The organism is Thalassospira lohafexi (assembly GCF_002844275.1).
Lineage (GTDB): Bacteria > Pseudomonadota > Alphaproteobacteria > Rhodospirillales > Thalassospiraceae > Thalassospira > Thalassospira lohafexi.
Window position 1 is genome coordinate 1 of record NZ_NXGX01000015.1, and the last position, 23,287, is coordinate 23,287.

A 23,287-nucleotide genomic window follows, 5' to 3' on the forward strand; every position below is an offset into this window, starting at 1 on the left:
TGCCTTTTCCTTTAAAATCAATGGTCGTTAGTCAGTTTTCCCCGTTTGTTCACGGTTATTGGAATCAATGGGTTGCGGTTTAAGTGACTAACCAATTTCCCGTTTAACTCGCGGTTTATGATTCCGAGGGTGTTGTAACGATTACAGTATGTTGGTTGGAAAACTTCCGCCGTTCCGACCGATAGAATCAATGGCTTATGGCGGTTTTGGAAAACTTTGGAGGGATCTATGAGTTGGTACATGTCAGCGCAAAGTCATATTGCAAAAGTTCATGAAGACCTGCCAGACGGATGCTCGTTCGAGGACCGAAAGAAGGCTCTCAAAGACGCGTATCCTTTCGGCCCTCGTTCGATGTATCCTTACAAAGCGTGGTGTAAGGCCCAGCGTGAATATCTCGCAAAGTTCAGGCCGCAGAAGGATATTCCGCCGACACCTTTAGAGCAGGCCATCAACAGCGCACAGGAGGGTGAGTGATGGACCGGACGACGGATCACCTCTTAAACGGCGAACCGCAACTATATCAAAAGCTGATGGGAAAAGACCCGTATGCTATCTGGGTCACTTCTCTATCTGGTAGAACGGTCGAAAAGAGGCCTGCCCGGCTGCTCGCTTATGACGACATCGCGAAAACCAAAGCGCACGTGATCTATCTTGATGGATCACGTGACGTTGTTTTTGAAGAACAGATGACAGCCAGAAGGCGGACAACCAAATGAAGCTTGCCATAACCCTCTGCCTGCTTGCCCTGCCAGCATCAGCCGAATGCTACCAATGGCCCCTATCAGGCACACCCTACGACGGAGACACGTTCGCCGTGACCGTGCCGGGGCTGCCGGACGAACTTGCGCGGGTATCGGTGAGGGTCCGCGGGGTTGATGCGCCGGAGATCAGGGGCAAATGTGATCAGGAGATAGCCGCGGCAAAGCGTGCTCAAGAATTCACCGCTGGGTGGATTAGCCGCGGCTATGAGATTTGCAGCCCGGAATGGGGTAAATACGGCGGGCGGGTGGTTGCTGACGTAATGCAGAACAACCGCAACCTCTCGCAAGACCTCATTGATGCAGAGCTTGGCAGGGAGTATGATGGTGGGAAACGGGAAGGATGGTGTGATTAACCGCCCCGGTCCGTTTTCATCTTTCCAAGCGCTGCACTGGCAATGTCACCCATATGTGGTGCGGCAAAGTAGAATGCCAAGATCAGCATAACGGCACTGCCCATGTCATTTGCGCTGTTACGAGCGATGATTGAAAGTTCGACCAGCTTGTCGTCAGTTTCAACAAAGACAGCAATCATATTTGCCATGACGGAAAGCAAATACATGCCGAGCCATACACCCGTGATGGCAAGCGCAATAAGGCGACGGGCGAGGTTCTGCCCACTCGTGGCTGCCATCCAGTCAACAACCATGCGCCGCGCTTCTGTAACGCTCTTTGCATGATCCTCTGCCTTTTCCTCATCGGTATACACCAATTTGTCGAGGCTGTTGGCAACACCATCAACGATCCCACCGAGAGCCTTATCCGTTCCAAATAGCTTCCCGAAGAACGATCCGATCCCTCCAAACATAATCAGCCCTCCACATAACGATGATAGTTTTCGATGAACTCGGATTCACTGCCCTTGCCAAGCGCGGTGTTGTAATACCGCTTCCAGTACCGGGCCAGACCGGCAAGATCGTTTGCCCCGGGCAATGCCTCGGATACCCGATAATAATGGATGCGACACATCAGCGCGGCATAGGCCAGATTGCAAATCAGGTTCGACGCATCACTCAAGGCCGGGGCCTTGTGTGCTTCTGCCTTCGCCTTCAATTCCGGGCGGTATGACAAAAAGTTCTGCTGGATATCGTGAAGCGTGCTCGGCTCCATCTGGAAGATGCCGCGCGCGGGGCCGTTGCCGAGTTGGACAACATATTGGCCGAGCCCGCTTTCCTGTGCTGCCGTGCCCATCAGAAGGTTTTCAGCAGCTTCGGTCCACATGCCTGCATCCTGCAAGACCGGACGGATCACGCTTTCGCGCAACTGTTTGGAATTAATCATGACCGTTCCCTCAGCCGCTTGACAATATCAAACCCCATAATCACGATGCGCCCGATCAGAAGCAGCAGACCAAGCCAGAACACGATGTCCTGACCTGTCACGCCGCCAACAATTGTGCTGCCGCCTCCGACCCCGCTGTCATACCAGAGTGACTTGTCGTGCATCTGCTCTTTGGCGACTTCCGCGATTTGGTGAAGGTTTGTCATGCGCCCGGCCCTTTGAGTTTTGCTTCAAGTTCCTGCCAAGCCTCGCCAGAAGCGACAATGCAGCTTGGCCCGGTCGGATAGGTGAAAAGTATCGTCCATGTCTGGCCGTCAGGCGCTTTAAGAACCTCGATCACGCCGCCATTTTTGGTGACACCAAACGCAACCGGTTCCTCGGCATATTTCGCGCTGAGACTAGCGATTACCTTTGATCGGTCGCCGCAGACTGGCTGGGCGAAGATGGGGGCAGACGGCAATAAAAAAAGGACCGCAAATACTGCGATCCCAAATACCTTTTTCATGTCGGTGTCCTTTACTCTTTCAATAGGGACTTAACTTGCCCGAAGTGCGCGGCATTCGAGCGTTTGAGCGTGGCAACCTCGCCACGAAGTTCGACAATCTGCTCAAGCAGGGCTTCGGTTTGCGGTCTGATAATGAAATTCGTGACCGACGACGCCAGCCCGAAAACCACCAGAACGATTGTCACAATCGAAATTGTGACCGACTTGGCAATCGCAGTCCTGTCGTCAGCGTTGCTTTTCATGTGCGTCCTCCAAACCGGGCTGAATACGGTTAAACAGTTCGTCGTTAGCGTCCACTTGGAGCCAACATGCTGATCGATGATTTCGGGGTTAATGGGTGCGCCGCGCTGAACGCCGCCACGGGCCATTGCGGAAGGTAGCTTGAGCAAACCGCGACCGCGCTTGAAAACGTACCAGTGAGGGCCGATTGCAACGGATCTGGAGACGAAGCCCAGAGCAAGCTCAAGGCATGATCCGACCCATGTTTCCGGGGTTTTGGTAACTAGAAAAGCCTTACGACCCTTGGGTGAGTCGGTGCGTGACTGCGGCATCAAAAATCGCGTCGATATCATCGCTATCCAGCTCGAATTCATCAGCCAGAAGAACCACAAGAGAATGGTCTTTTGTCCAAAATTCCTCTTGATAATCCAGCCAAGCGTTCATCCGGCGGTCAGCGTTTGTTATGGCCGCAATCTCGGTTTCAATGTCCTCATAGGTGATCTTTCCTCCGGCCCGCTGGTATGTCGTGCCGTGTTGATTTTGCAGAACTTTTAGAACTGAAAGGCGATGAGCGGAACCAACGTCTGGCGTAGTATCACCCGGCTTTGGATTTGCCGCCTTCACGTTCTTTTTATGCAGCGCCAATGCGCGCATTTTTTGTGGGTTTCCAAGCCAAAGTTCTACCTGAGCCTCGCCTTGTTCGTGCTGCGGAAATTCCGCAAGAATGGCTTCTCTGCGCTTTCGCGATACGCTCTTACTCATAGTTCACCTCAATAAAGTGGAATCAGGCCGACGCAATCGGTGTAGCGCATCTCTTTTGCTGCAGCAGCCGCGTCAAGTTTCAACCGATACTGGAGGGACGTCCCGCTTTGCCCGGAGACATCAGCCTCTGCACGGAATAATTTTTTGCCTGTCGATCCCAGATCGCCGACAGCGGTTAAACTGGCCGCCTCATACGTGCTGCCACCGTCAATTGAGATGTCAACGGTTAGGTCAGTGCCGAGCGTGGTGGCATCAACCGGGTCGTAGATGAAGTACCCAAGCGCATCCTGAGCGCCAGTCGTAATCGTGGTCGCTGTAGGAACAAGTGTCGCTGTTCCCGCGCTTGTGGCAATCGTCATCCCGAAAATCAAATCGCGGCTGGCGTTGATCGGGCTACCTGTGGCAAGGCTGGTGATGGTATTGTCCCGGCATGAGATGAAACCGGCAACGGTGGCACAGGTTGACGCCGTGATGTTGTAAGCACCCTCTGGAACCAGAACAACCCAATATACCGTAGACGCTGTTACGCTCGGACCTGTAGCCCACGTGAACGTTTTGACCCCCGATGTTGTGATATTTACGCTCGCGCTATCGCTGCCGATTTGTGCAGATGGGCTGTTTCCGCTGTTCGACCAGATTTCGACATGGTAATTTCCCGGTGTAGCAACAGAAAGAACATCAAAGGTGGCTTCAACAACAGAACCAGAAGCAGCGGCGCTAAATTGCATCCCCGCGTTCGCACCTGTTGCATTGCTAAGCTCTGCTGTATCAATACCGGTTTCGCCAGCGGTGCCGTCGTCCGTGGTTGTCGCATTGCTGTACCAGTCGTTTACGCTGTCATAGGTTGCCCCTGTTTTTGTCGCCAAACTGTCCGTTTGGAGGTTGTCGACAAGCTTGAGGTTGCCAAGGTCCGCGCCGGGGACAGAAGCCGCATCAGCTTGCGCAAGCTGCCACGCAAGACTGGTCGCCGCAATATCTCGTGCGATTTGATCCACGATTCCCGACAGCCCTGAACCGTCGCCATCGGCTCGCAGCAAATCACCAGAACCAGATGTAATCGACGGTCCGTCCTTGAGCGTTTTCCCGCCCGTGCCGTCAAAAAGCGCAACCGCGCCGTCGGTGGCGGAGGCCGGGCCCTGAACGTAATCGCTCAAATCCTGACTTGCAGAGACATACACCCGGAAGTTTGTGCCGTCATAGGTGGCTTCATAGATCGTGCCGTTGACGATATCGCCAGCCGTCAAGGCGTCACCGTCCTGATTGACCAGCGTTTTCGCACCCGCCGCATTAATGTTGATCGTTGGCGTGGTGGTCGCGCTGTCGTCCGATGCAAGAAACCGCACGGTCAGCCCCGCGGTGTAGGCCGTCAAAGTCGGCGTCAGGTTGATGGTCAGCGCATCTGCCGTGCCCGCTGCGGTGCCGCCCCACTGAAACGCACCGTTCTGCACTTGACCGGCTCCGGCGTAATGGTTTGCTGCTGTGGCATTGCCAACCCCGGTGTGCTTCTGGTTGTTCATCGGCAGATCGGCGGTTGGCGTGTTCTGCCCGTCTTTCGCGATTGTGTTCTGAATAGCGTCCGCTAGATCCTGATCGTGGGTGTCGTGATTGTCCGCAGTAATCTTAATGCTGGCGTCACGATCATTTTCCCACGTATTCGACCCGCTGTTAGTACCGTTGTTGCGAGTTACAACGCCCGATCCATTCCATCCCATTCGGAATCTCCATAGAAAAAGGGCCGCTCCGATGGAACGACCCTTGGTTAATCTGTGTGTGGTGGTTAATGCATCATCCCGACGATGGGATATTTCGTGCCGATTATCGGCGGTTCTTCCTCGCTTCGACCGATCCATTGCCGACCATCTTGCGTGATGGTGACGGCGTATTTGGTCTGTATGGTCCTGTCCCGTGCCAGAAGCAGTGTTTCACCTGCTACAAAGCGCGGCCCGACTGCGTTAGTCGCGCAAACGACCTCCGCAATGCCCTTTTCAAGGGCGCGATCCATGAGGCGCATTAGGCTGGTTCACCTTTGTCGCCATCAGCAAAAAGATGGTTGCTGATTTCGCACAAGTTGGAAAGCACATGCTCAACGATAGCATTTTCAGGCCGGTCACCGAGAATGCCGCTCAACCCCTCAAGCTCTTCGATGGCGTTATCTAAAAGCTGTTCCGGCGTCATGTGGTAATGGACTTCCAGATTGATGACATTGCTCATTTATCACCTCCCTTCGGAACCAGTCGCATAACAGCCTGACCACCCTTGCGATCCAGAAGATCGTTTAACGGCCCCCACCCGCCTTTTGCCAGCCATTCATTAATGGCCTGACGAGGGAACAGCTTGCGACCGTAAACGTCGCGGTGAATGACATAATCTGTCTTGCCTTCACAGAAACGCGTCAAAGCGTTGCTGATCCGCAAGACAAACCCACGAGGCCGACGTTTCACACCGCGATCAACGGCAACCTCAATCGCCGGGATCGCGGTAACGGCACTCATGCGCGGATCTCGCGTCAGGCGCTGGTCAATCATCTGTTCGATGCCTTCGCCAAGCGCTTTCATGACAATGCCCTTCACGATGCCGCCGATGCTTTTGGCAACTTCTGGCGACAGCCCGGTAACGATACCGTCCAGATCACCTTTGACTGCAACGCCCTGCGTCCAGTAATCATGCAGCGCGATGGCCGATTCTTCCTGATACAGCACGATGCGCTGGCGCTTTTCTTCGTCCTTGATCTTGTTCGGGTTAACTGATGCCAGCCACAGCGGAAGTTTGCGGACCGGCATGGAGAGCATTTGGTATTGCTTTCCATCTCGTCCAGCCGTGGTGATATGCCCACAACTGAATTTCTCAACTTGGTCAGCGATCTTTTTATGCTGCGTTGACCAATCAAGCCCCATCCCCTCACAGACAGACCGCATCGCCACGAACGGCTCGCCGTCATGATGGAAGGTAACAAGGCTATTTCCGTGGAAATCCAGCGTCACCAACGACTGGCTGGACAAATCAGCATTGTTTTGTGTATGCTCCTGCATGTCACAAGTCCTTTTGCTAGTGGATTTTGATATCTCAAACCCTCGAAGTTCCAGCTTCGGGGGTTTACTTTTGGACGGGCTGCTCCGCGATAGCCGCATCCAATCCTTTTGAAATAAGGGTCCGAAGCGCAACCGTCATTTTTCCGATATGCTCTTCGAATCGCCAATCGTTGATCTTTTCAACCATCTTGGGATCAAGCGGAAGATGGACTATATGAGTGTCTTTCTGCGCCACATGCATTCTCCTTCACTTTAAACGCACATTAAAACAAGTGCGATTGTGTGGTTGTTCGTTATGTTCGTCAAGTTCTTTTTGCACTTTTTACTCAGTGCGTTTAACTTGCACTGATAACCAAGGAGATAGCTATGGCGAAAAAGTCGATCAAAAACCAGAACCTGACCATTCGTCTTGATGAAAAGACACGCTTCGCTCTGGACTTCCTTGTCCGGCTAGAGGGCCAGAATGCATCTAAGTTAGTCGAGCGCATTATTCTTGAGAAGGCGGACACGTCTTATTTTGGCCGGTATAACACTCACTTGGAACGCAAAGAATACAACTGGCGCGATGTTTGGCATGTATCAGAAGGTGTGCGCCACTTGATGTTCATTACGCACCCTGCGGTTAAGGCAGAGATACACCTCACGTTTGAAGAAGAAGAAATGGCGGAGTTTGTTCAACGGCACTGGCCCTTTTTTTCCTCCTCCTTCCGGCTTTCTACGCTCATTGCTCCTTACGTTGATATCTTATGGCCCCACATGGATGCGCTGGTTGCCGAGTGGCGAGAACATAAGGCGACTGACCCTTGGCGGGCTGGTGAATCCATGAAAGAGATATTAAGCGGTGTTGAGGTCGCGCCTCCGGATTGGCCCCCAAAGAGCGATGACAAAGAAGGGTGACTTATTTTCCACATGAACTCAGGCGCAACCTGCGGTATCATGCACCCATGTCAAAGCAAACCTTAGCCATGATTGTTCAGTGCGCCCTTTCCATCGTGATTGGGTATTTTACGTTCGTTTGGCTTTATGAGCCTGAGAGCAGCAACCCAAAGGTCGCGATATTCGGAACATTGATCACCGGCATTGTCGGCGCTTGGCTTCTCATGAAGCTATATGTCCTTGTCCGCTACGGCTGGTCTGCTATGAAATCCATGTCGTGGGACGCTGACTAAGGTGCCGGAGCCATTTGCGGCGACATAAGCCGATCTTTCTCCCTCGCCATCAAAATAGACGCCAGTTGCTCAAGGCGGGGATTGGATGCCTTGGGCAAAGTATTTGGCCCCGACGCCACCAAGGCTCGGGCTAAATCAGCGGTGCGAGACGTGCCGACCTCAGCACCTTTCCGGGCAACGCTACTCGCCAGCGGGACAGCAACTGTTCCTATCGGGTCAACCAAACTGCCCGCAATAGCGCCGGAAAGGGCGCCGATGGCGTTGGTGTTTTTGTTTACATCTATGCCAAATTTACCGAGCAACCGCATAGCGTTTCGGACTGGTGCGCCTTCCACAACCGCCTGCATCGCCTTGATTTCGTCTTCCGCAAATCCACGCACTTTATTCGGGTTATTCAGAATGCTGCGGAATTGAACGCGCAGGCCATTTTCGAACCCGCTGGCCTGTTTCTCGGCTTTGCTCATTGCTTCTTCGATTATTTCGGACTTCTTCATGCGAGACCAGACACCACGAGCCTGTGCTAGGTCGTCCGCCGCGGTTCCCATTTTGCCCGCCACAAGATCGTTTGCAGATAGCCCACGGATGTAATCGTCAATGTCAGAGACCAGCATTTTCCCAAGACGCCGCTCGTCGGATTCTCGGCTGGCGGCGGCATTTGCAGCGACACGACGGGCGTTCTGCAAGTCCTGAATATCCATTTCGTTGCCAATGCGCTTGGTGAGAGCGTTCATTACAGACCCAAGCTTCGGATGAACCTGCGGGTCTGCGCCCGCTCCGAGCAACCGCTTTTCCGTCTTTGCGAGAAAGTCGGCATAGCTGTCTGGCTTGATCACAGCCGAACTGCCTTTGGCGCGTTCAAACAGTTTTGACCCTTGCTGTGCTAATTGCTTGGTTGTCGGTGCATTCTTAATAGCCTGAGAGGCTTGACGGCTGGAACGGATCGCGCCCGGCATTCCGGCCGCAACACCAGCAGCCATAGCTGCCGCCGTGCCAATATAAGGGTTGTTGGTTGCCTCGCCTACAGCACCTCCTACGGCGCCAGCGCCAAGTTGTACGCCTTGCTGACCGGCCAGAACCTTTGCCGTCTCGCCAAGCATTGAACCCGGCTTCGCCGTCTTTGCCACAGCAGCAGCAGGGACCATGATGCTTGCAGCGTCAGCGGCGCCTCGCCCTGCACCATAAGCGACCTTATCAGATGTGCTTTCGATTGCGTCTGGTCCAGCATCCCCGACCACTTCCGCAACAGGGCCACCAATTGCCTCACTGAATGCCTGCCAGCCTTTCTTAAGGGCGTCTGTATGATAGTTTCCTTCTGGAACATCGAGACCCGCTGACCGCATTCCACTGGCAACGAAGTCAGGCAGAGCACCAACAGTTTCCATCGCAGAATCAGCGAAGCCTTTCGCGCCCATATTCATAGCCCGCCAAACATCAGCTTCCGGTGGGGTAATGCCTGCAAGCGGGTCAGCGTTCGCGGCTTCCTTATCCATCAGAGCCTTACGGGCGCGGGCAATGGCAAGCGCCTTTTTTTGCTCAATACTCAGTTCTGCCATAGTGCTTTTTCCTCTGGCGTCATTACCGCCCACAGGTTTTGGTCGATCCCGTCCGGCACCTTTGCCAGCGTTGTGTCTGTTCCGCCACCAAGCGAAGCTTCAACGCTTGTGAATTGGTCTGTGAAGTCAGGTCGGGTCATGATGATCTGCTCCGGGGAAACCCCGTATTCATTCGCCAGATCGGAGTAACGAGCGTCAATAGTGTCCATAAGGCCAGATGCGCCCTGATATTGCGATTTTGCCTGATTAAGGAATTGCAACCGCTGCTCCGGCTGCAAGCGCGTCCCGTCAAGGGCTTTGTTATACATATTCATGATGCTATCAGGCACACCGGCAGAGTTCTGAGCGGTCGCGAATTCACCCTCACGAACAACAGATGTTGGATCAAGCATTTTCATGTATGCGAAGATCAGCGCAATATCCCCGGCTGCACTCTGGTCTGACGCCGCATTCAGCATGCGAGAGTACGACTGGTTCATTTCATGCAGTGGCTTGGCAAGGTTGTTGTATTCCTTGCGCAAGTCGGTGCCGATTTTGATTGTGTCGGGCTTATCCTCGACTTTTGGGGCCTTGGACTGCATGCCGATAGCTTCTGATCGCGGTCGATAAACCGTTGCTTGGCTTTCAGGGTCGTAGACCTCAACAAGCGGTTCCGCTTTGGGTGCATTCAGCTTTGCTGCATCAAGGCCATAGCTGCGATCCGCATTTTCCTTGGCAAAGTTGAAATTGCGGTCAGCATTCTGGCGCGTCCAGTCAATCTGGTCTCGGCGAATGTCTTGGTTGGACTTCGCCAAATCCATATTCGCCTTGGCCTGAATAATCGGCATAGCCATGCCCGGATCAACACCTTGCGGCACGTTAAACCCGCTGCTGGTCAATAGTTTGGCAAGCTGCTGGCTCTGGCTGTCCGCCTTCTGCTCCGCCTGCTCCTGCCCTTTGTTGCGCCCCATAAACCCGGCATAGGTCGTGAGAGCGTTGCCAATTGCCTGACCGGGCGAATAAGCCTGCCCCATGCCCTGCTGCAACATGGAATTACCCATGTTGTAAGACGTGTTGTTCTGCAATGCCTGAGCAAGCATTTGAGCGCGTGTCATTACCATTGCTGTCTCTCCTTAACCCATCATAGCCATCATGCCCAAGTTCGATAGACCACCCAACATCGCGCCTTGGTTGGCCTGCGATGCCTGATATTGCATCAGTGCGTTGTTGTTTGCGGTGTTGTAAGCGCCCATCACATCGGGAGCCTGCGCATTCACCATGCCGCCGCCTGATCCACCGGGCATTTGCAGCGCCGGGGAACCTTGCAGAAGGGCTGCGAGTTCGTTCAGGTTCTGGTTGCGGCTGGTCAGGTTCTCATTGGCGTAATTCTGCCGCGCCGCATTGTTCATGTTGTAATCGGTGGTCCGCTCGGACAAGCCTTGCTGGCGCGAGGTCAGACCACGATTGAACATCGACCCGGCCAGCGCATCGCCGGTCATGATGGCGTCTTGTGAAGCTGACAGCATCGCGTTGTTTTTGTTGCGGTTGAAATCGTCAAAGGCAGTGGTGTAGGCGTCCGACCCTTGCATGATTCCCTGATTGGCAAGCTGCTGGGTCAGGGCTTCGTTCTGCTTGTCAAACTGCGGGTTAAGCATGCCCATGGTGCGGTCATAGGCCGTTTGTGTGGCTTGGTCCTGATAGGCACCCAGATCGGTAGGAACATCCGAAAGACCTGACCGATCGATACCGGACTGATAGGCAGGCGCCCCGTCATAGCTGAATGAGTCGTTCGGCAGCGCCCCTGCATACTGTTGCGCTTGACCAAGTACCGAATTGCCAATGGCGTTGGTGGTGTCAAACTGCTTCTGCTGGTCTGGTGACAGGGTTTGCGTTTGCGTCCATTTGTCGCCTTGGTTTTGCCAAGTTGTTGAACCGCCCGGACCATAGCTGTCATAGCGGTTAAGATTTGCGTTCAGCCGGGCAGTGCTTTCGTTGGCCGAACCCTGCGCCGATACCGCCGCACCAGCGTTATAGCTTGGCGCTTTGTTGCTTGAGAAAATATCGCCCATAAAGCTCATGATTTAAAATCCTGCCTTAGAATGACTGCCACTTTTTCATAGTTGGAGAGGGCGCGTTCCCATCCGGGCCGCCCGACGATTTCAACACCGCGATACCCCGTTTCCTTGGCGTAGCGGATAATGTCCTTGTTGATCTTTTCGAGTGCCGCCAACTCACCGCCTGCCAAGGCAACACGCAGCCGATTCCCGCGTGACGACGTCGTGATAGCGGCGGCTCCGGGTTTCCAGAAACACATGAAGCTGCCGTTTTGCAGCCCTTCACGCACTTCCTGTTTGGTCACGCCTTCGTCGGCTAATTCGGCGGCTGGTGCGACAAGTCGCCAGACCTGATCAAAGTCCATTGCCAGCCACGTATTTCAGATCGACGCCATGGAATGAGACTTGGTTCAGTGATGTGATGGTCTTGAATCGCGCAGCCCCGGAAACGCCAACACCCAAGATGGTGCGCCATTCCTGTTGTGGCGCCTGCGCCCCTGCCCATTCGGCAACGTCCCATTCGGCCTCGTCCCAAATACCGCCCCCGCCGCTTTCAATCTGCGTCGGCTCGTAATAGCTGGTTTTGGTGGTGTAATCGGTATCGAACCCGATATAGACCGGGATCGCCCCGGCAGAAGACAAAAGAGGGCGCATCAGCTTGTAAGCCTTGTTGCTGCCCATCGGCTGGTGGTTCAGGAACGGGCCACCATAGATCGCTGTGATCGGTGATCCTGCGTTGCTGGTGCCGCTGTCGAATTTGTAAACAGCCCCGGTTGAGCCGATATACATTTCGTCTTTGTGCAGCCCCCAGGTATTTGCCGGAATATTCTTAAAGCAGGACCATGCCCGCGTGGTGGTGTTGACCACATACTGTACGAACGACCCGGAGCCATTGGGGACGTTCACAATCCCCATCTGGCCCAAGGGATACAGCGCAACTTCCCAACCGATGGTGTCTTTGTAGCGTTTCGCGCTGGTTTTCCATGCGCCGGATATAATGTCGGTTACAGCCGCTTGCGGGTTGAAGCGATCACTGGTCAGAACGGCTGACATCGGGACGACGCCATCAACCGTAATAACAAGCAGATCGCCGCCCAGCTTGGCAAAGGGACGGTCCCCCATTGGCTTACCGATCCGGTATTTCCCGACCAGCGCCCAATCGGCAGCAGACCCCGGATTGTCGCCCTGATACACCAGCAAATCACCTTCAGACATCAGGAAGACGCAGTAATCGTCCATCCCTGAGCCACCGTCTCGGGTCCATGTCGCACCGGCAATGGCTTTACCTTCCGCAAAGCTGCTAAAATCAAGCTCTGACGCATCCCCGGCGATGTTGTTGGTTGGTAGATACCAGAACTTCGCGCTGTCCTTCTCGGCAATGAACAGGCGCGATTTGAACACCCAAGGGTATTTGAGATTTGCTGCAGTTAAGCCAGATCCGGTGATGGTGTTGGTCGATACCGTTGACCCGTCATATTTCTGCGGTGTGTCGGCCCCGTTGAACATCAGGGCATTGCCCCGGAAGTTCGTCCAGAACCAGCGGTTGTTGCTGAACCCCGACGCCAGACTTGATGCCGTGCCGCTGGTGATATCGCTGATCTCGCCGTCGTGGCAGGCCAGCAAGTCCTGATCGGTTTCATAGTTGTATGAAATCAGCGTTTCCGCCGTGCCGGTGATCGTGGCAAAGCTGGCATAGCCCGGACGTGTCGTTACGGCCTGCTCACCCGGAAACCAGTTCTCAAGTGCGAGTGCCTGATTTGGTGGAATCTGCGATATATCATCGCGCGCATTCCATCCGCCGATTGGGGCAGGCAGGGTGATTTGCGTTGCTTTGTTGGGCTGGACGCCAGCGGGTTGCAGCATTAAACGCTCCAGCTTCCATCAGGGGCATTAATGCCGGAGGTCAGGCGCGGTGAACGGCCAAGGTTGAGTGTGCGCCTTGGCATGGTTGCTGCGGTGCGGTTTGCAAACTCGATTTCTGCGATCTGGAAATCATCGCGGTAATCAATGCCTTTGGTGCGCTTGTACTGCCAGACCACGTAAAGCATGATCAGGTATTCATCGAGCAATGGAACATCGGTATCGGTAGCGAAGGAAGATAGTTCCGTCGCGCCAATATCTTCGCCAATGTTCGATGTGATGTATTCAAAGGCAACAGTGTTGCCCACCGTCGGCACAGGGATCAGCTTCAATTCCTTGCCAACAATCCGCATGTCGTTGTATGGCCCGGCAGTGTTCGAGGATTTTAGCTGCTGCCATTCCTTTGAAGTCAAAGGCCCGCCAAGTGGTCGGTTTTGCGTCCGGTCCCACGCCGTATTCGGGATGATCCGGTCAAGATCGGACGCAATGTCGAGAAGTGTGCCTTGGCTTTCCGTCGCAACCGTCGTAAACGTCGCCTCGCGAGTAAGTTCCTGCCAGTCGTGACGACGCCCCAATTCCTTGCAGATAGTCCCGATCAGGGTCTTGATCAGCTTTGCATCAGGGTCGTTTGACGTGATAAGCGCAGACGGCGATGGAACGCCAATCTTCTGCGCTGCATCCTGTGCGACGGAAAGAATGGTCATGCAGCTTTACCTTTACGTGCAGCCGGTTTTGGTGTGGTTTTCAGGTCGAGCATTTGGCGAAGCTCGGCAACATCTTTCTCAAGCTTGGCGATAACATCGGTTTGATGTTCCACCGTCTGTTCCAGCTTGGCGTTGCGTTCAGCAACCTTGCCGACGTCTTCCGATGATTTAAGCCATGCCTCGGCCTTTTGCTTCAGGGCACGGGCTCCCATGCCGATAGCGTTCAACAGCGTTTCGTTTGCTGCGGCGAGGTCTTCAATCGTGCGGACGTTGGCGCGGTCAAGTTGTTTGATCTGCGCCGGGGTGGCAGAAGGCCAATCCCGAATGCGCGTACCATCAACCGGGGATTCTTCACCTTCCTTGAAGGCGCGGAAGCTTTCTTGGTAATGGCGAAGGAACTTGTCGTTCTGGCGCTCCTTGTCTTTCAGCCATTCCTCGGCAATCCGTTCGACAACAGTGTTGCCGTTCCCCATCGGGGTGATATTGACCCAATACTGATCCTTATAGACGACGTGGCCTTGATCTTCGGTCGCGGCGCGATCCTCAACAGCACGGGTTTCAAATTCGACAAAGGCGGGACGTTCATGGTCCATGGGGTGCGCTCCTTAAAGAAAAAGGGAGGGGCCGAAACCCCTCCCAACAAATTACCAAGGGAACCGACAGATGATTTCCTTGGCGTCTGCATCAACAGCAATAGCAACCACCGATTTGTAGGTTGCTGCGCTGTCTGCTTCTGCGGCCTTGGTCAGTGCCTTGTCAGCCGCGCCAACGGCGGTCAGCGGGTCGCCATCGCCAGCAGAACCGCCAAGAGCAACCGCAAGGGTTGCCGCGCCGCTCAACTGAATCCAGAAGAACGACCCATCTTCGGTAACGGCGGCCTGAACAACACCCGCACCGATTTCCGCGCCGGAAGAATCCGAAGCGTCAGCGGTGACAGTGTTCGAGCCATACCCGCTGTCATCGACGTAATAGACAACGTCGCCAACAGCGAGGTCGAGTTCGCCGGTTCCGTGGTCGTAAGTGACGTATTTCCAGACCTTGCCGTCGTAGGTCGAACCCAAGGCGCCGGGGGTGAACTGGGCAACGGTATCGACCTGATCGGTCTTGATGCCTGTGATAAACATGCTCAGTCCTCCTTACGCTTTGCCAACACCATGACGCGCGCGGTTAGACACGGTCATGTTGCACTGGTTGATGATCGGGATGACAACAGCGTCCTGATTGAGGCTCGATTTTTCCTCAAGCGTCGACATGTTGGCGTCCTTGTGAGTGGTCACGCCGATGTAATCCGTGGTCAGGAAATACATGTGATTGTCCGGCATGCCTGAATCGCTGCTGTCATAGACAACGTCGGCGGTTTTGTACTTCAGCGACACGAAACCACCCTTGCCCTCATCCGAAGACGTGTAACGCTTCAGATCGGTCAGGGATTCTTCGTAGAAGGTGAAGTAATTCTGATCCATCAGGATCAGGTCTGGTTTGTCTTCGCCGCGAACCAGTTCAAGCCACAGCGGAAGCATCAGGCTCTGAATGGTCGATGAGGACGGGGTAATCCCGGCCCCACCCTGAAGCGGGGAAGCTGCGGACTGAACAACGTTCTGCCACCACGCATAGGTGGTAGAATTGATACCCCCAACCGTGCCGGTGCCTGCGTCTGACACCAAGGCCTGAAGGCCATTGATCTGGTTGGTTGCGGTGCCGTCCGAATACACGTCCTGAGACATGTTGTTCTTGAATGTGCGAATGGCGTTCTTCACACGGCTTTTTGCCAGCTTGATAATCTGGTTTTTGCCGCTGTTGTTGCGAAGTTCGGTACCATTCGCTGTAACGTGAACCGCCTGGTTCTTCCAGTCGAACTTTGCCGACGTGAAGACATCAGACGGGTTGATGTTGAGAACGTCGTAGCCGGAATAACGCTGATAGGTCGAGTTTTCAGCGTATTCCAGCGGGATTGCGATTTCGTAGCCGCCGTCGATGATTTCCATCATCTTCTTCTGCTTGAGACGGCTGAGAAGCGCGTTGTTGTTGGAAACGATATCGGAAAGCTCTTTGCCGTGCTGGCGCAGAGTGGTGGTCACCATCTCGGTGAACACTGCATTTGGTGAAGCCATGATTTACCTCTTGGCGATTAGCCCGTAAGGCGCTCTCCAACTGCATCCAATGTTTCTTCCCAGCTTTTCCCTGCCGTTTCGACAGGCTCCCCGCGTCCTTTAACGTTCCCTTTGGCCGCGCGTTTGGCTTCCTTGGCAGCTTTGGATTTCTCCGCTGTCTGCTTTTGGGCTGTCTGATCGCGTTCAGCCTTCAGGATGGCGTCTCGGGTGGTCGGGTTGCCCCATACCGCTTTGTCGTAACACTGCTTGAGCAGGTCGGCGACGGGTGCGGTCGGGTTGGCCTGTTTAACGGCAGGCAGCATTGTCTTGATATCGTCAAACACCGCTTCAAAATGCGGGTGGGCCGGTTTGCCGTCGGCTCCCGTTGCGCTGGCGAATGAGTCGATATCAGAAACGATCCGGTCAGTTTCGGACTGCTGCTGTTGCTGCTGGAAATTACGGATGAAGTTGTCGTGTGCCTGTAACTGGGCTTGAATGTGCGGATTGACGGGTGCGGGTTGCCCCTCGCCGTCGACCAGTGACTGAAGATCGACACCGTAGGCCTGTGCGATCTGCTGCAATCCCCCGACGGGGTCACGCTGAAGATACGCATCAGCCGCCACCAAACGCTGCACACCAACAGCCGGGGGAATCCCGTTCTGCTGCCATGCCGACATGACAGGCGACAAAGCCTGTTCCATCTCGGACGTTTGCTGACGAAGTGTCGAAAGTTCCTGCCCTTTCTGCGCAATGCCGCGTTCGAAATCGCTTTCCCGCTTCAGCACTTCCTGCTGTACCTCGGGTGGAAGCTCTGCGAACTTGGCTTTTGCTTCAGCAGACCATGAAACAGGCGGGTCGATGGCCTCAACGGGTTCGGCCTCGCCTTCTTCTTCGGGCTGGTCTGTATCCTCCGCCTCATCGGCGGCTCCTTCCTCGGCGGGCTCGTCTTCGACGTGGGCCTCGTCCTCGGCTGATTCCTTCTTGGCAAACCGACCGCCTTCATCGCGGCTCGGGCCAGTATCTTCTTCGCCCGTTGGCTCGTCGGCTTCTGTGATCTGATCATAGATCGCATCCATCGAGTCAAACGGGTCTGTTACGTCGGTGCTGCCACCGTCGTTCAAATTCGGGTCCATGAGTTGCGCTCCTTAAGGGATTTAGACCGGCATCATCTTGTCAACGGCCCGGTCGACCGCTGTGTTGAAAGCTTCTTCGCTGCGCTTGGGAGCTTCTCGGGTTTCCCCGGGCTCAAGCACACGGCAGTTGTGCTGCTTCAGGTTCTCGCGGTGTTCGCGTTTTCCGTCGACACTTCGGCCGGTAATAGGGCAGTCATAGGCCTGATAATCCGATGCGATGTACGGCCCGGAACGTGGCGCAGGCGGTGCATCAAGGTCGATTTCGTAGCATTTGCGGGTTTCGGGATCATACCGATAACGTTTACGCGCCATTGATCGGGTATCCTTGTGGCTGCGTGGCTTCTACCGCCTTCATTTGAAGGTCAATGCCAAGTTCCCGCATCTTCATGCGATGTTCTTCTGCCTTGAATTGCGCTTCCATCTGCATCTGCTGCATCTTCAGTTGCGCCTCGGTTTCGGACTGCTGCGTCTCAAGCTCGATCTTGCGCAACTCAACCTGCATTTTCTTCTCTTCAAGCTGTTGCTGTTGCTGCTGCATGGCCTGCTGCTGCTTTGCCTGTTCGGCCTGCTCAGGTGAAGGTTCTCCGAGTTCTTCCAGCTTGCTTTCGACCTCGCGCCCGAGTTTGAAGCGGCGAACGGCGGCAAGCAGCATTGACACTGCAACGTCCTTGGTCAGCACTCCGGACTGAACCATTGGCGCAACGCCTTGGATGTATTGCGTGACGGCTGCCAGCAACTGAGTGACGTTCTCTTTGTCCCGCTCGGCATCCCCTGAAATCGTGCTGTCGGTTTCGATATCAATGCGGAAATTGCGCATTGCGTCATCACGAAGCAGCGCCATAACGTCATCGATGCTTGGCTGCTTGAGAATTTCCTCGGCCTTTGGATCGGCGGGCTGTTGGCTCTGTTGTGCGACCGCCAGCATCGTCTGTGCCTGCTGCTGCTCCATGGCGGATGGAAGCTGAACGCCTGTCATCATGGTGAAGGTGTCAGGCTGGAACCGCTCGGCCATGATCTCGCAAGCAATGCGGATCAGGTCGCGGGCGAAACGCTGCACTTCACGCTGGCGCTTTTGAAGGCGGATGCTGCCCCATTGCGCCTTGATGCTTTGAGCCGTGGCTGTCTCACTGGCAACGGACGACCCGCGCAGAATGTCAGAAATCCCCATGATTTCGTAAATCTGCTGCTTGACCGCCTCAGCTTCCATGCGAACGTATTGAAGGGCTTGCGCCATCTTCTCGATGGGTAACATCCACAGGTGATCGCTCAGGCTTCCGCCGCTGTTCGACAGAAATTCCGTCATCTGTTCAGCCGGAACAAACTCGCCGTCTTCAATGCTTTCGATATCCCAAAGCTCACTGATCCGGCTATCTGCCACACCGGCCGCTTTCATCGCCTTCACGATACGGCCTGCGCGTTTTTCCAGAGTGTCTAGTTTCTGGGCGTGGGCCTTGTAGAAATGATACGGCGGAATGAACTTGAGATTTCCGGTATGCTCTACAGCAAACAAAGGCTTCGGGATCGGGAAGAACCCGGCCAGCTTCAGCGGGTCTTCGTCCTGCTGCAAGGGCTGCTTGGCATAGGTCGTGCAGATCCAGTAAACGGTGCGCGTCTCTTTGCACCAGATTTCCCAAATCTCGGCCCGGCGCACATTGTCTTCCGGCTTGGTGTCCTGCTCTTTGCCGTCTCCGGTTACATTGGCTGAAAACGTGATGGTTTTGGCAAGTTCGGCTCCGCCTTGGAATTTGTCCTTTACGTCGTCTTTGGTCAGGAAATGGCGGAAACCGACCCACGGCACATCAACCCAACGACGGGCCGGGCCATGGATAAAATCATCATAGTTGACCGTCTCGAACTCGATTTCTTCATAAACAAGTTCGTCGTCCGCCTCCTCACCTTCGCCATATGCGGCTGCGGCGGATGGGGAGTGATCCAGACCATCCGCCGCGCCTTCCTCCGTGCCATCGGCAGGAGCGCCAGCCGCTGACCGGAAGAACGGGGTGTACCGGACGCGGGCAACGCTTCTGCCTGCAAGTTCGAGATCATAGGCAGCCGCCGTCATGATGGTGTCGAAGTCTGCGGCCTCAAGGGTGTAAGACGTGCCGCGTTCAAGCATTTCAGCAGCCTCACGGCCTACTGGGTCTTTGTCGCGGAAACGGCGGCGAATATCAGGCGTCGGCGTCTGACCGTACAAAGAGGGAACAATCGTTTCGACGTTCGAATACAGGACGTTAAAGTCCATGTTGTCTTCGCTGTCGCCTTCTTCCTCGGCGCGGTACCGGTCAATCGCCTCTTTTGCCAGCTTGCGCGGGTCTTCCTCACGCTTAAGAGCGGTCGAAATCTCGCGTTTCCAGTGCGCAACGATAGATTCCGGGCTTTTACCGGCCTCTTTCACACCGTCGTTGGTTTTGACTTCATCCATCAATAGCGGCTCTTTCTGCTACGCGAGTTTCGGGCGATCATCTGGTGAATGGTCATCTGCGTTTGGCTGGCTGGCGGCGTGGGCTCTTGCGGGACTTCCTCCACGATTTCCTGCCAAGACATGGCGAGATACCGGAAAGCGTCCGCGATGTGCGACGTCCAGTCGTGAACCTCATTTGCCCGGAAATTCTTCTTGCTGTCGTCCCATTCACGGCGGTACTGCTCAAGTCCTGCAAGGCCCAATTCCTCGCAGCGGCTATGGAAATAGCACCGCGACAAAGTGCGGCGAACCGCGTTGATGCCGTCCAGTTTCTTGTGGTCAGGGACGACTTTCGGGTTAAGCCCGCAGTCAAGCATTGTTTCAATGCGTCCGCGCTTCATGCCCCAGTGTTTTTGTTTGGCATCGTGCGGGACAAAGTCCGTTCCGCTGATCCATCCGTATTCATCGTTCTTCGCGTGGATCATTTCCGCGAATACTTCCGGGTCGCTCTCACCGGGCTTGCTGTAACAGTCCAGAATGTGCAACCCGGTACCGACCACCTGAAACCACCAGATGCTGGTGTCGTCCCGTGTTCCTAAGTCCCAGGCGCGATGAACCGGCAGGCCTTCAACGGCTTTAATGTTCGGGCTTATCCGTCCTTCCTTACGCAGCTTGACCATCTCGCGGGCATAGAACGCACCAAGGATCGCGGCGTTAAAGCTGCATTCGTATTCCTGATCGAACTGGGCTTGCCCCAAGTCCTCGCCATAGAGCGCGATGTATTCTTTCAGGCTTTCGTCAAGCTGATCAGGGGTCAGCGCCCCCGTATCATGGACCGTTGATACCTCGGCAAACCAGCGCGGGTTGTCCTTCGCCATCTGATACATGCTGTGGGCATGGTTGCGACCGCGTGGCGTGGTAATGAATGCCGCGAAGCCGTTGTTTTCCTCGACCATCGGGCGGATGTAGCCCCAAGCCGAGGGATTGGCCAAAGCCCACTCCGAGAAGACGACGCCAGCCACACCAGCGCCAACCAGTGCATTGTATCGATCCGACCCGACAAGCTGCCATGTGCTGCCGTTCTTGAAGCGGATGAACATTTCCTGCTCATTGGTGCTTTCGCGAACAGCTTGCGGAAAGGCTTCATCAATCCTTCTTTTGCCGGTGTGCGGATTAACAGCGGTCCAGAGTGCTTTGCGGGCCTGAGCGTATTCAGGCAGACAGTGCCAGTACGACCCAACCCGCTTGTGCGCTAACTCACATGTTGCTGTGAGGGTGATTTCGTCCTTGCCCCATCGGCGGTGTGCAATCTCGATGGCCCGTGCGCCGGGGGTGTTGACCATGTATTCGTGGAAGCTGCGCTGATACCATCTGATCTTCCGGATGACATTCATCGATCAGCCTTTCGGCTTGCCCTCGTAAACGGTCGTGAACTGGACCGGCCCGCCACCATCGCCGCCGTGTTCGTGCTTGTTGCGATCTTCCCAACCGAAGTTGTTCTTGAGGTCGAAGATGATTCCGACCTTCTGACCTTCTGCCGAGATCAGGCTTTCATTGCGCTGCACCTCAATCCGCAGCTTGGCCATGCCGATAACGTCACAATAGGCCCCATCGTCGTACTGCTCGTACTGCCAGAGCATGCCCCGGCTATGAAAGCCGAGATGCAGGCACAGGCCGGGCACGGTGTAAGGCTTGTTCTTCGTGTCACACTTCTGGAAATATTCCTTGATCCCGTCAACCATGGATTCCGGCGTGGGATAACGGCGTTTGCGGCCTAGTTCTGCGGGTTCTTTGGCGGTCATTTCACAACCCTCACCGGCTTGGTCCTGTACATTATGGCTTGATGATAATTCTCTGGGTATGCGCGAACAAAGACTGCGAGGTCTTCTGGGTCAGTGAATGGCTCCTCGCCCTCTCTCGACAGGCGCTCAACCAATACGCCGCCGCCATCGCAAGAGATCCCAAAGTCCATGAAGTGCCAGCCAGCAAATATCCGGTTGTCTTCCTTCTTCCGTCGAACGAGGGAATCGAAGTACAGGCGGCAAAACTCATCTGCGCGGCCATCGGGCATTTCAATGAAGTCATCGCCAGCTTCGATATGCTTAAGCGCGATGTCCTCGAAATCTGACCAGTCGTCGGTTTCGAGTGCGTAGGTCATCACGCCCACCACAAATCGAACGCACTACGAAACGCGTCCGCCTTCCGTTGGAACTTGAGCATTTTCAAGTACGAGCCAGCCGCGTAATCATGACGACCCCAAACTGAATGCATGAAGCCGCGCATTTTGTGGCGGTCGCTGTCTCGCCGGTCGAACTCAAGATCATCAGTTATTGCCATCACTGCACCGAACATTTAGGGCACGGGCAGGAAATGAAGCGCGGCGCATTCTTGTCGTCATCGCTGGCGGCACGGTCATATGCTTCATTCGCACAAACCAGCCGCCCCTTACCGACAAGCCTGCTTCCGTTAATCAAAGCCTTATCGAATGCCTTGCGCTGCTCTGGGGTCAATCGGATCATCACATATAAACAACCCCACGGCCTGCCTGCGTGAACCCCGGACGGTTCAATAGCATTTGGGCAAGCTGCTGGGTTTGCTCCTGTTGCGTTGGTTGCGGTTGAGGCTGCGCGTTCTGGACAAGCGGTTGACGGTCTTCGTTCTGCCCGCCAGTGACCGGCCCCTGATACTGCGGCCCTTGCGTCAGAGCCGGACCTTGTGGGGCTTGCTGCTCTGGCGCATCCGTCGCGCCGGGCGCTCCACCAATGAAATCATCAATCGTGCCATTGCCCGCCATACCTGACAGGTTGTTGAAGCTGTCGGCCATGCCAAGCATCTGCGCCCCTGCGCTTAAAGGTGCAGCCCCACCAGCGAGGCCGGACAGGCCGGACAACGCAGCCGAGCCATATTTCCCGTCGCGAATACCGATGCCAGCGGAATAGAGCCCACCAAGAACGGGGCCACCAGCGGCATAGGCTAAGCCTTTTGCAGCAGGGCTGCCCGCGAAATCCCAATCAGTCTCGGCGTATGGTGAAAGGTTCGCGGCGGACAGGGTTGGTGCCACCTCTTTGCGCCCGATCAGGCTGCCGAGGCGATCACCGAATGATTTGTCTGCAAAGTCGGTGTATCGGTCGAGGAAAGACTGTGTCGCTGGTGCGGTTGCGGTTGACAGGTTGCCGTAGCCAGCTTGTTGCAGGCTTTGCGCCATCTGCTGGCGGGCTTTCTTCTCACGGTCGCTGGCGTTGTCGCCTTGACTGCCCATGCCATAGCCGCCACTGCCCCGCGAAGCACCGCCGCTCGGATCGTCGCCGCCGTATGAACCTGAACCACCAAGACTAGGCATCGATCAGCCCTTCCAATACTTAAACTTGCGCCAGCCCTTGCGGACCTGCACAACCGGCCACGCCACAACGCACAGCATCAGGAACGCGAGGCCTCTGAGGAATCCGCTGGTGTTGTCCATCACGACCTCCAAAGAAAACGGCGGGACGCTCTCACGTCACCGCCGCTATGTTGCAACCCCACAGTGGAACTATGGGACGTTGCGGCCCCACATCCTGCGGGGCTGTTATGCCCGGTTGAGGACGGCCAAAGAAAAACCCGCGCCGAACTTAATCGGGCGGGCTGAATAAAGGGCTGGCGCTGTTTGTTTCACCGTTTCCGGGTATCCCGTTGCCAGCCGGGAACATCCTACTACACGGTTATGCCGCGTTCAGATGTTGGGGCTTCGTGCGGTTTGGCTAAGGAGAACTGCAATTATAAGCGCGATCCGGTCTGCCAGCCGGGCGATGTG

General features: G+C 55.2%; 31 protein-coding genes. 4 read left to right on the forward strand and 27 right to left on the reverse strand.

Going from position 1 to position 23,287, the window contains the following annotated elements:
• Window positions 1-228 precede the first annotated feature (228 nt).
• From COO92_RS21230 to COO92_RS21240, 3 genes are read left to right on the forward strand one after another with little or no spacing between them, the layout of a single operon-like run.
• Entirely contained in the window at window positions 229-474 is a 246-nt protein-coding gene (locus COO92_RS21230; protein ID WP_101304932.1) for a hypothetical protein, read from the forward strand.
• Window positions 474-716, forward strand: coding sequence for a hypothetical protein (locus COO92_RS21235; protein WP_101304933.1), 243 nt, complete (start codon window positions 474-476; stop codon window positions 714-716). The genes COO92_RS21230 and COO92_RS21235 overlap by 1 nt, the downstream gene beginning before the upstream one ends.
• Window positions 713-1,114 (forward strand): thermonuclease family protein, encoded by a 402-nt coding sequence (locus tag COO92_RS21240; protein ID WP_101304934.1) that lies wholly within the window; start codon window positions 713-715, stop codon window positions 1,112-1,114. Before COO92_RS21235 ends, COO92_RS21240 begins: the two co-directional genes overlap by 4 nt.
• Here COO92_RS21240 and COO92_RS21245 read toward each other — a convergent pair.
• The 11 genes from COO92_RS21245 to COO92_RS22150 all read right to left on the reverse strand — a co-directional run bounded on the left by COO92_RS21245 (window position 1,111) and on the right by COO92_RS22150 (window position 6,789).
• The gene (locus COO92_RS21245; protein ID WP_101304935.1) at window positions 1,111-1,566 is read right to left on the reverse strand and encodes a hypothetical protein; all 456 of its coding nucleotides are present in this window, start codon (window positions 1,564-1,566) and stop codon (window positions 1,111-1,113) included. The genes COO92_RS21240 and COO92_RS21245 overlap by 4 nt on opposite strands.
• Window positions 1,567-1,568: 2 nt before the next feature.
• Window positions 1,569-2,039, reverse strand: a complete 471-nt coding sequence (locus tag COO92_RS21250; protein WP_165792420.1) for a hypothetical protein — start codon at window positions 2,037-2,039, stop codon at window positions 1,569-1,571.
• Window positions 2,036-2,245 (reverse strand): hypothetical protein, encoded by a 210-nt coding sequence (locus COO92_RS21255; protein ID WP_101304936.1) that lies wholly within the window; start codon window positions 2,243-2,245, stop codon window positions 2,036-2,038. The genes COO92_RS21250 and COO92_RS21255 overlap by 4 nt, the downstream gene beginning before the upstream one ends.
• The gene (locus COO92_RS21260) at window positions 2,242-2,544 is read right to left on the reverse strand and encodes a hypothetical protein (RefSeq protein ID WP_101304937.1); all 303 of its coding nucleotides are present in this window, start codon (window positions 2,542-2,544) and stop codon (window positions 2,242-2,244) included. The genes COO92_RS21255 and COO92_RS21260 overlap by 4 nt, the downstream gene beginning before the upstream one ends.
• Before the next feature lie 11 nt (window positions 2,545-2,555).
• Window positions 2,556-2,786, reverse strand: a complete 231-nt coding sequence (locus COO92_RS21265; RefSeq protein WP_101304938.1) for a hypothetical protein — start codon at window positions 2,784-2,786, stop codon at window positions 2,556-2,558.
• Between the two features lie 271 nt (window positions 2,787-3,057).
• Window positions 3,058-3,525 (reverse strand): hypothetical protein, encoded by a 468-nt coding sequence (locus tag COO92_RS21270; protein WP_101304939.1) that lies wholly within the window; start codon window positions 3,523-3,525, stop codon window positions 3,058-3,060.
• 8 nt (window positions 3,526-3,533) lie between these two features.
• Window positions 3,534-5,237 carry a hypothetical protein gene (locus COO92_RS21275; RefSeq protein WP_101304940.1) on the reverse strand — a complete coding sequence of 568 codons (1,704 nt, stop codon included), beginning with the start codon at window positions 5,235-5,237 and terminating at the stop codon, window positions 3,534-3,536.
• A gap of 65 nt (window positions 5,238-5,302) precedes the next feature.
• Complete coding sequence (locus COO92_RS21280; protein ID WP_101304941.1) at window positions 5,303-5,536, reverse strand: hypothetical protein; 234 nt, start codon at window positions 5,534-5,536, stop codon at window positions 5,303-5,305.
• A complete protein-coding gene (locus tag COO92_RS21285) occupies window positions 5,536-5,736 on the reverse strand; it encodes a hypothetical protein (RefSeq protein ID WP_101304942.1) in 201 nt (66 codons plus the stop codon). Before COO92_RS21285 ends, COO92_RS21280 begins: the two co-directional genes overlap by 1 nt.
• Window positions 5,733-6,554, reverse strand: coding sequence for a phage antirepressor N-terminal domain-containing protein (locus COO92_RS21290; RefSeq protein WP_165792421.1), 822 nt, complete (start codon window positions 6,552-6,554; stop codon window positions 5,733-5,735). The genes COO92_RS21285 and COO92_RS21290 overlap by 4 nt, the downstream gene beginning before the upstream one ends.
• Window positions 6,555-6,618: 64 nt before the next feature.
• Window positions 6,619-6,789 (reverse strand): hypothetical protein, encoded by a 171-nt coding sequence (locus COO92_RS22150; RefSeq protein WP_165792422.1) that lies wholly within the window; start codon window positions 6,787-6,789, stop codon window positions 6,619-6,621.
• Between the two features lie 131 nt (window positions 6,790-6,920).
• On the opposite strand from COO92_RS22150, the gene COO92_RS21295 reads away from it, so the two are divergent.
• Entirely contained in the window at window positions 6,921-7,451 is a 531-nt protein-coding gene (locus COO92_RS21295) for a hypothetical protein (RefSeq protein ID WP_101304944.1), read from the forward strand.
• A gap of 268 nt (window positions 7,452-7,719) precedes the next feature.
• Here COO92_RS21295 and COO92_RS21305 read toward each other — a convergent pair whose 3' ends face one another.
• The 16 genes from COO92_RS21305 to COO92_RS21390 all read right to left on the reverse strand — a co-directional run bounded on the left by COO92_RS21305 (window position 7,720) and on the right by COO92_RS21390 (window position 22,837).
• Window positions 7,720-9,309, reverse strand: coding sequence for a hypothetical protein (locus tag COO92_RS21305; RefSeq protein WP_133125105.1), 1,590 nt, complete (start codon window positions 9,307-9,309; stop codon window positions 7,720-7,722).
• On the reverse strand, window positions 9,264-10,376 hold the full coding sequence (locus COO92_RS21310; RefSeq protein WP_101304947.1) for a hypothetical protein: 1,113 nt from the start codon (window positions 10,374-10,376) through the stop codon (window positions 9,264-9,266). The genes COO92_RS21305 and COO92_RS21310 overlap by 46 nt, the downstream gene beginning before the upstream one ends.
• Before the next feature lie 12 nt (window positions 10,377-10,388).
• The gene (locus tag COO92_RS21315) at window positions 10,389-11,333 is read right to left on the reverse strand and encodes a hypothetical protein (RefSeq protein WP_101304948.1); all 945 of its coding nucleotides are present in this window, start codon (window positions 11,331-11,333) and stop codon (window positions 10,389-10,391) included.
• A complete protein-coding gene (locus COO92_RS21320; RefSeq protein WP_101304949.1) occupies window positions 11,330-11,674 on the reverse strand; it encodes a hypothetical protein in 345 nt (114 codons plus the stop codon). Before COO92_RS21320 ends, COO92_RS21315 begins: the two co-directional genes overlap by 4 nt.
• Window positions 11,664-13,172 (reverse strand): hypothetical protein, encoded by a 1,509-nt coding sequence (locus COO92_RS21325; protein WP_101304950.1) that lies wholly within the window; start codon window positions 13,170-13,172, stop codon window positions 11,664-11,666. Before COO92_RS21325 ends, COO92_RS21320 begins: the two co-directional genes overlap by 11 nt.
• Window positions 13,172-13,873 carry a hypothetical protein gene (locus tag COO92_RS21330; protein ID WP_101304951.1) on the reverse strand — a complete coding sequence of 234 codons (702 nt, stop codon included), beginning with the start codon at window positions 13,871-13,873 and terminating at the stop codon, window positions 13,172-13,174. The genes COO92_RS21325 and COO92_RS21330 overlap by 1 nt, the downstream gene beginning before the upstream one ends.
• Window positions 13,870-14,466 (reverse strand): hypothetical protein, encoded by a 597-nt coding sequence (locus COO92_RS21335; protein WP_101304952.1) that lies wholly within the window; start codon window positions 14,464-14,466, stop codon window positions 13,870-13,872. The genes COO92_RS21330 and COO92_RS21335 overlap by 4 nt, the downstream gene beginning before the upstream one ends.
• Before the next feature lie 51 nt (window positions 14,467-14,517).
• Window positions 14,518-14,997: a hypothetical protein gene (locus COO92_RS21340; RefSeq protein WP_101304953.1), complete on the reverse strand. Its 480-nt coding sequence runs from the start codon at window positions 14,995-14,997 to the stop codon at window positions 14,518-14,520.
• Between the two features lie 12 nt (window positions 14,998-15,009).
• Window positions 15,010-15,984, reverse strand: a complete 975-nt coding sequence (locus tag COO92_RS21345) for a phage major capsid protein (protein WP_101304954.1) — start codon at window positions 15,982-15,984, stop codon at window positions 15,010-15,012.
• Between the two features lie 17 nt (window positions 15,985-16,001).
• On the reverse strand, window positions 16,002-17,096 hold the full coding sequence (locus tag COO92_RS21350; protein ID WP_101304955.1) for a hypothetical protein: 1,095 nt from the start codon (window positions 17,094-17,096) through the stop codon (window positions 16,002-16,004).
• A 21-nt stretch (window positions 17,097-17,117) separates the two neighbouring features.
• Window positions 17,118-17,408, reverse strand: a complete 291-nt coding sequence (locus COO92_RS21355) for a hypothetical protein (RefSeq protein WP_101304956.1) — start codon at window positions 17,406-17,408, stop codon at window positions 17,118-17,120.
• Complete coding sequence (locus tag COO92_RS21360) at window positions 17,398-19,518, reverse strand: hypothetical protein (protein ID WP_101304957.1); 2,121 nt, start codon at window positions 19,516-19,518, stop codon at window positions 17,398-17,400. Before COO92_RS21360 ends, COO92_RS21355 begins: the two co-directional genes overlap by 11 nt.
• Entirely contained in the window at window positions 19,518-20,891 is a 1,374-nt protein-coding gene (locus COO92_RS21365; RefSeq protein WP_133125106.1) for a hypothetical protein, read from the reverse strand. The genes COO92_RS21360 and COO92_RS21365 overlap by 1 nt, the downstream gene beginning before the upstream one ends.
• 3 nt (window positions 20,892-20,894) lie before the next feature.
• A complete protein-coding gene (locus COO92_RS21370) occupies window positions 20,895-21,299 on the reverse strand; it encodes a terminase small subunit (RefSeq protein WP_101304959.1) in 405 nt (134 codons plus the stop codon).
• Window positions 21,296-21,655 carry a hypothetical protein gene (locus tag COO92_RS21375; protein ID WP_101304960.1) on the reverse strand — a complete coding sequence of 120 codons (360 nt, stop codon included), beginning with the start codon at window positions 21,653-21,655 and terminating at the stop codon, window positions 21,296-21,298. The genes COO92_RS21370 and COO92_RS21375 overlap by 4 nt, the downstream gene beginning before the upstream one ends.
• 360 nt (window positions 21,656-22,015) lie before the next feature.
• Window positions 22,016-22,837: a hypothetical protein gene (locus COO92_RS21390; protein ID WP_101304963.1), complete on the reverse strand. Its 822-nt coding sequence runs from the start codon at window positions 22,835-22,837 to the stop codon at window positions 22,016-22,018.
• Window positions 22,838-23,287 lie beyond the last annotated feature (450 nt).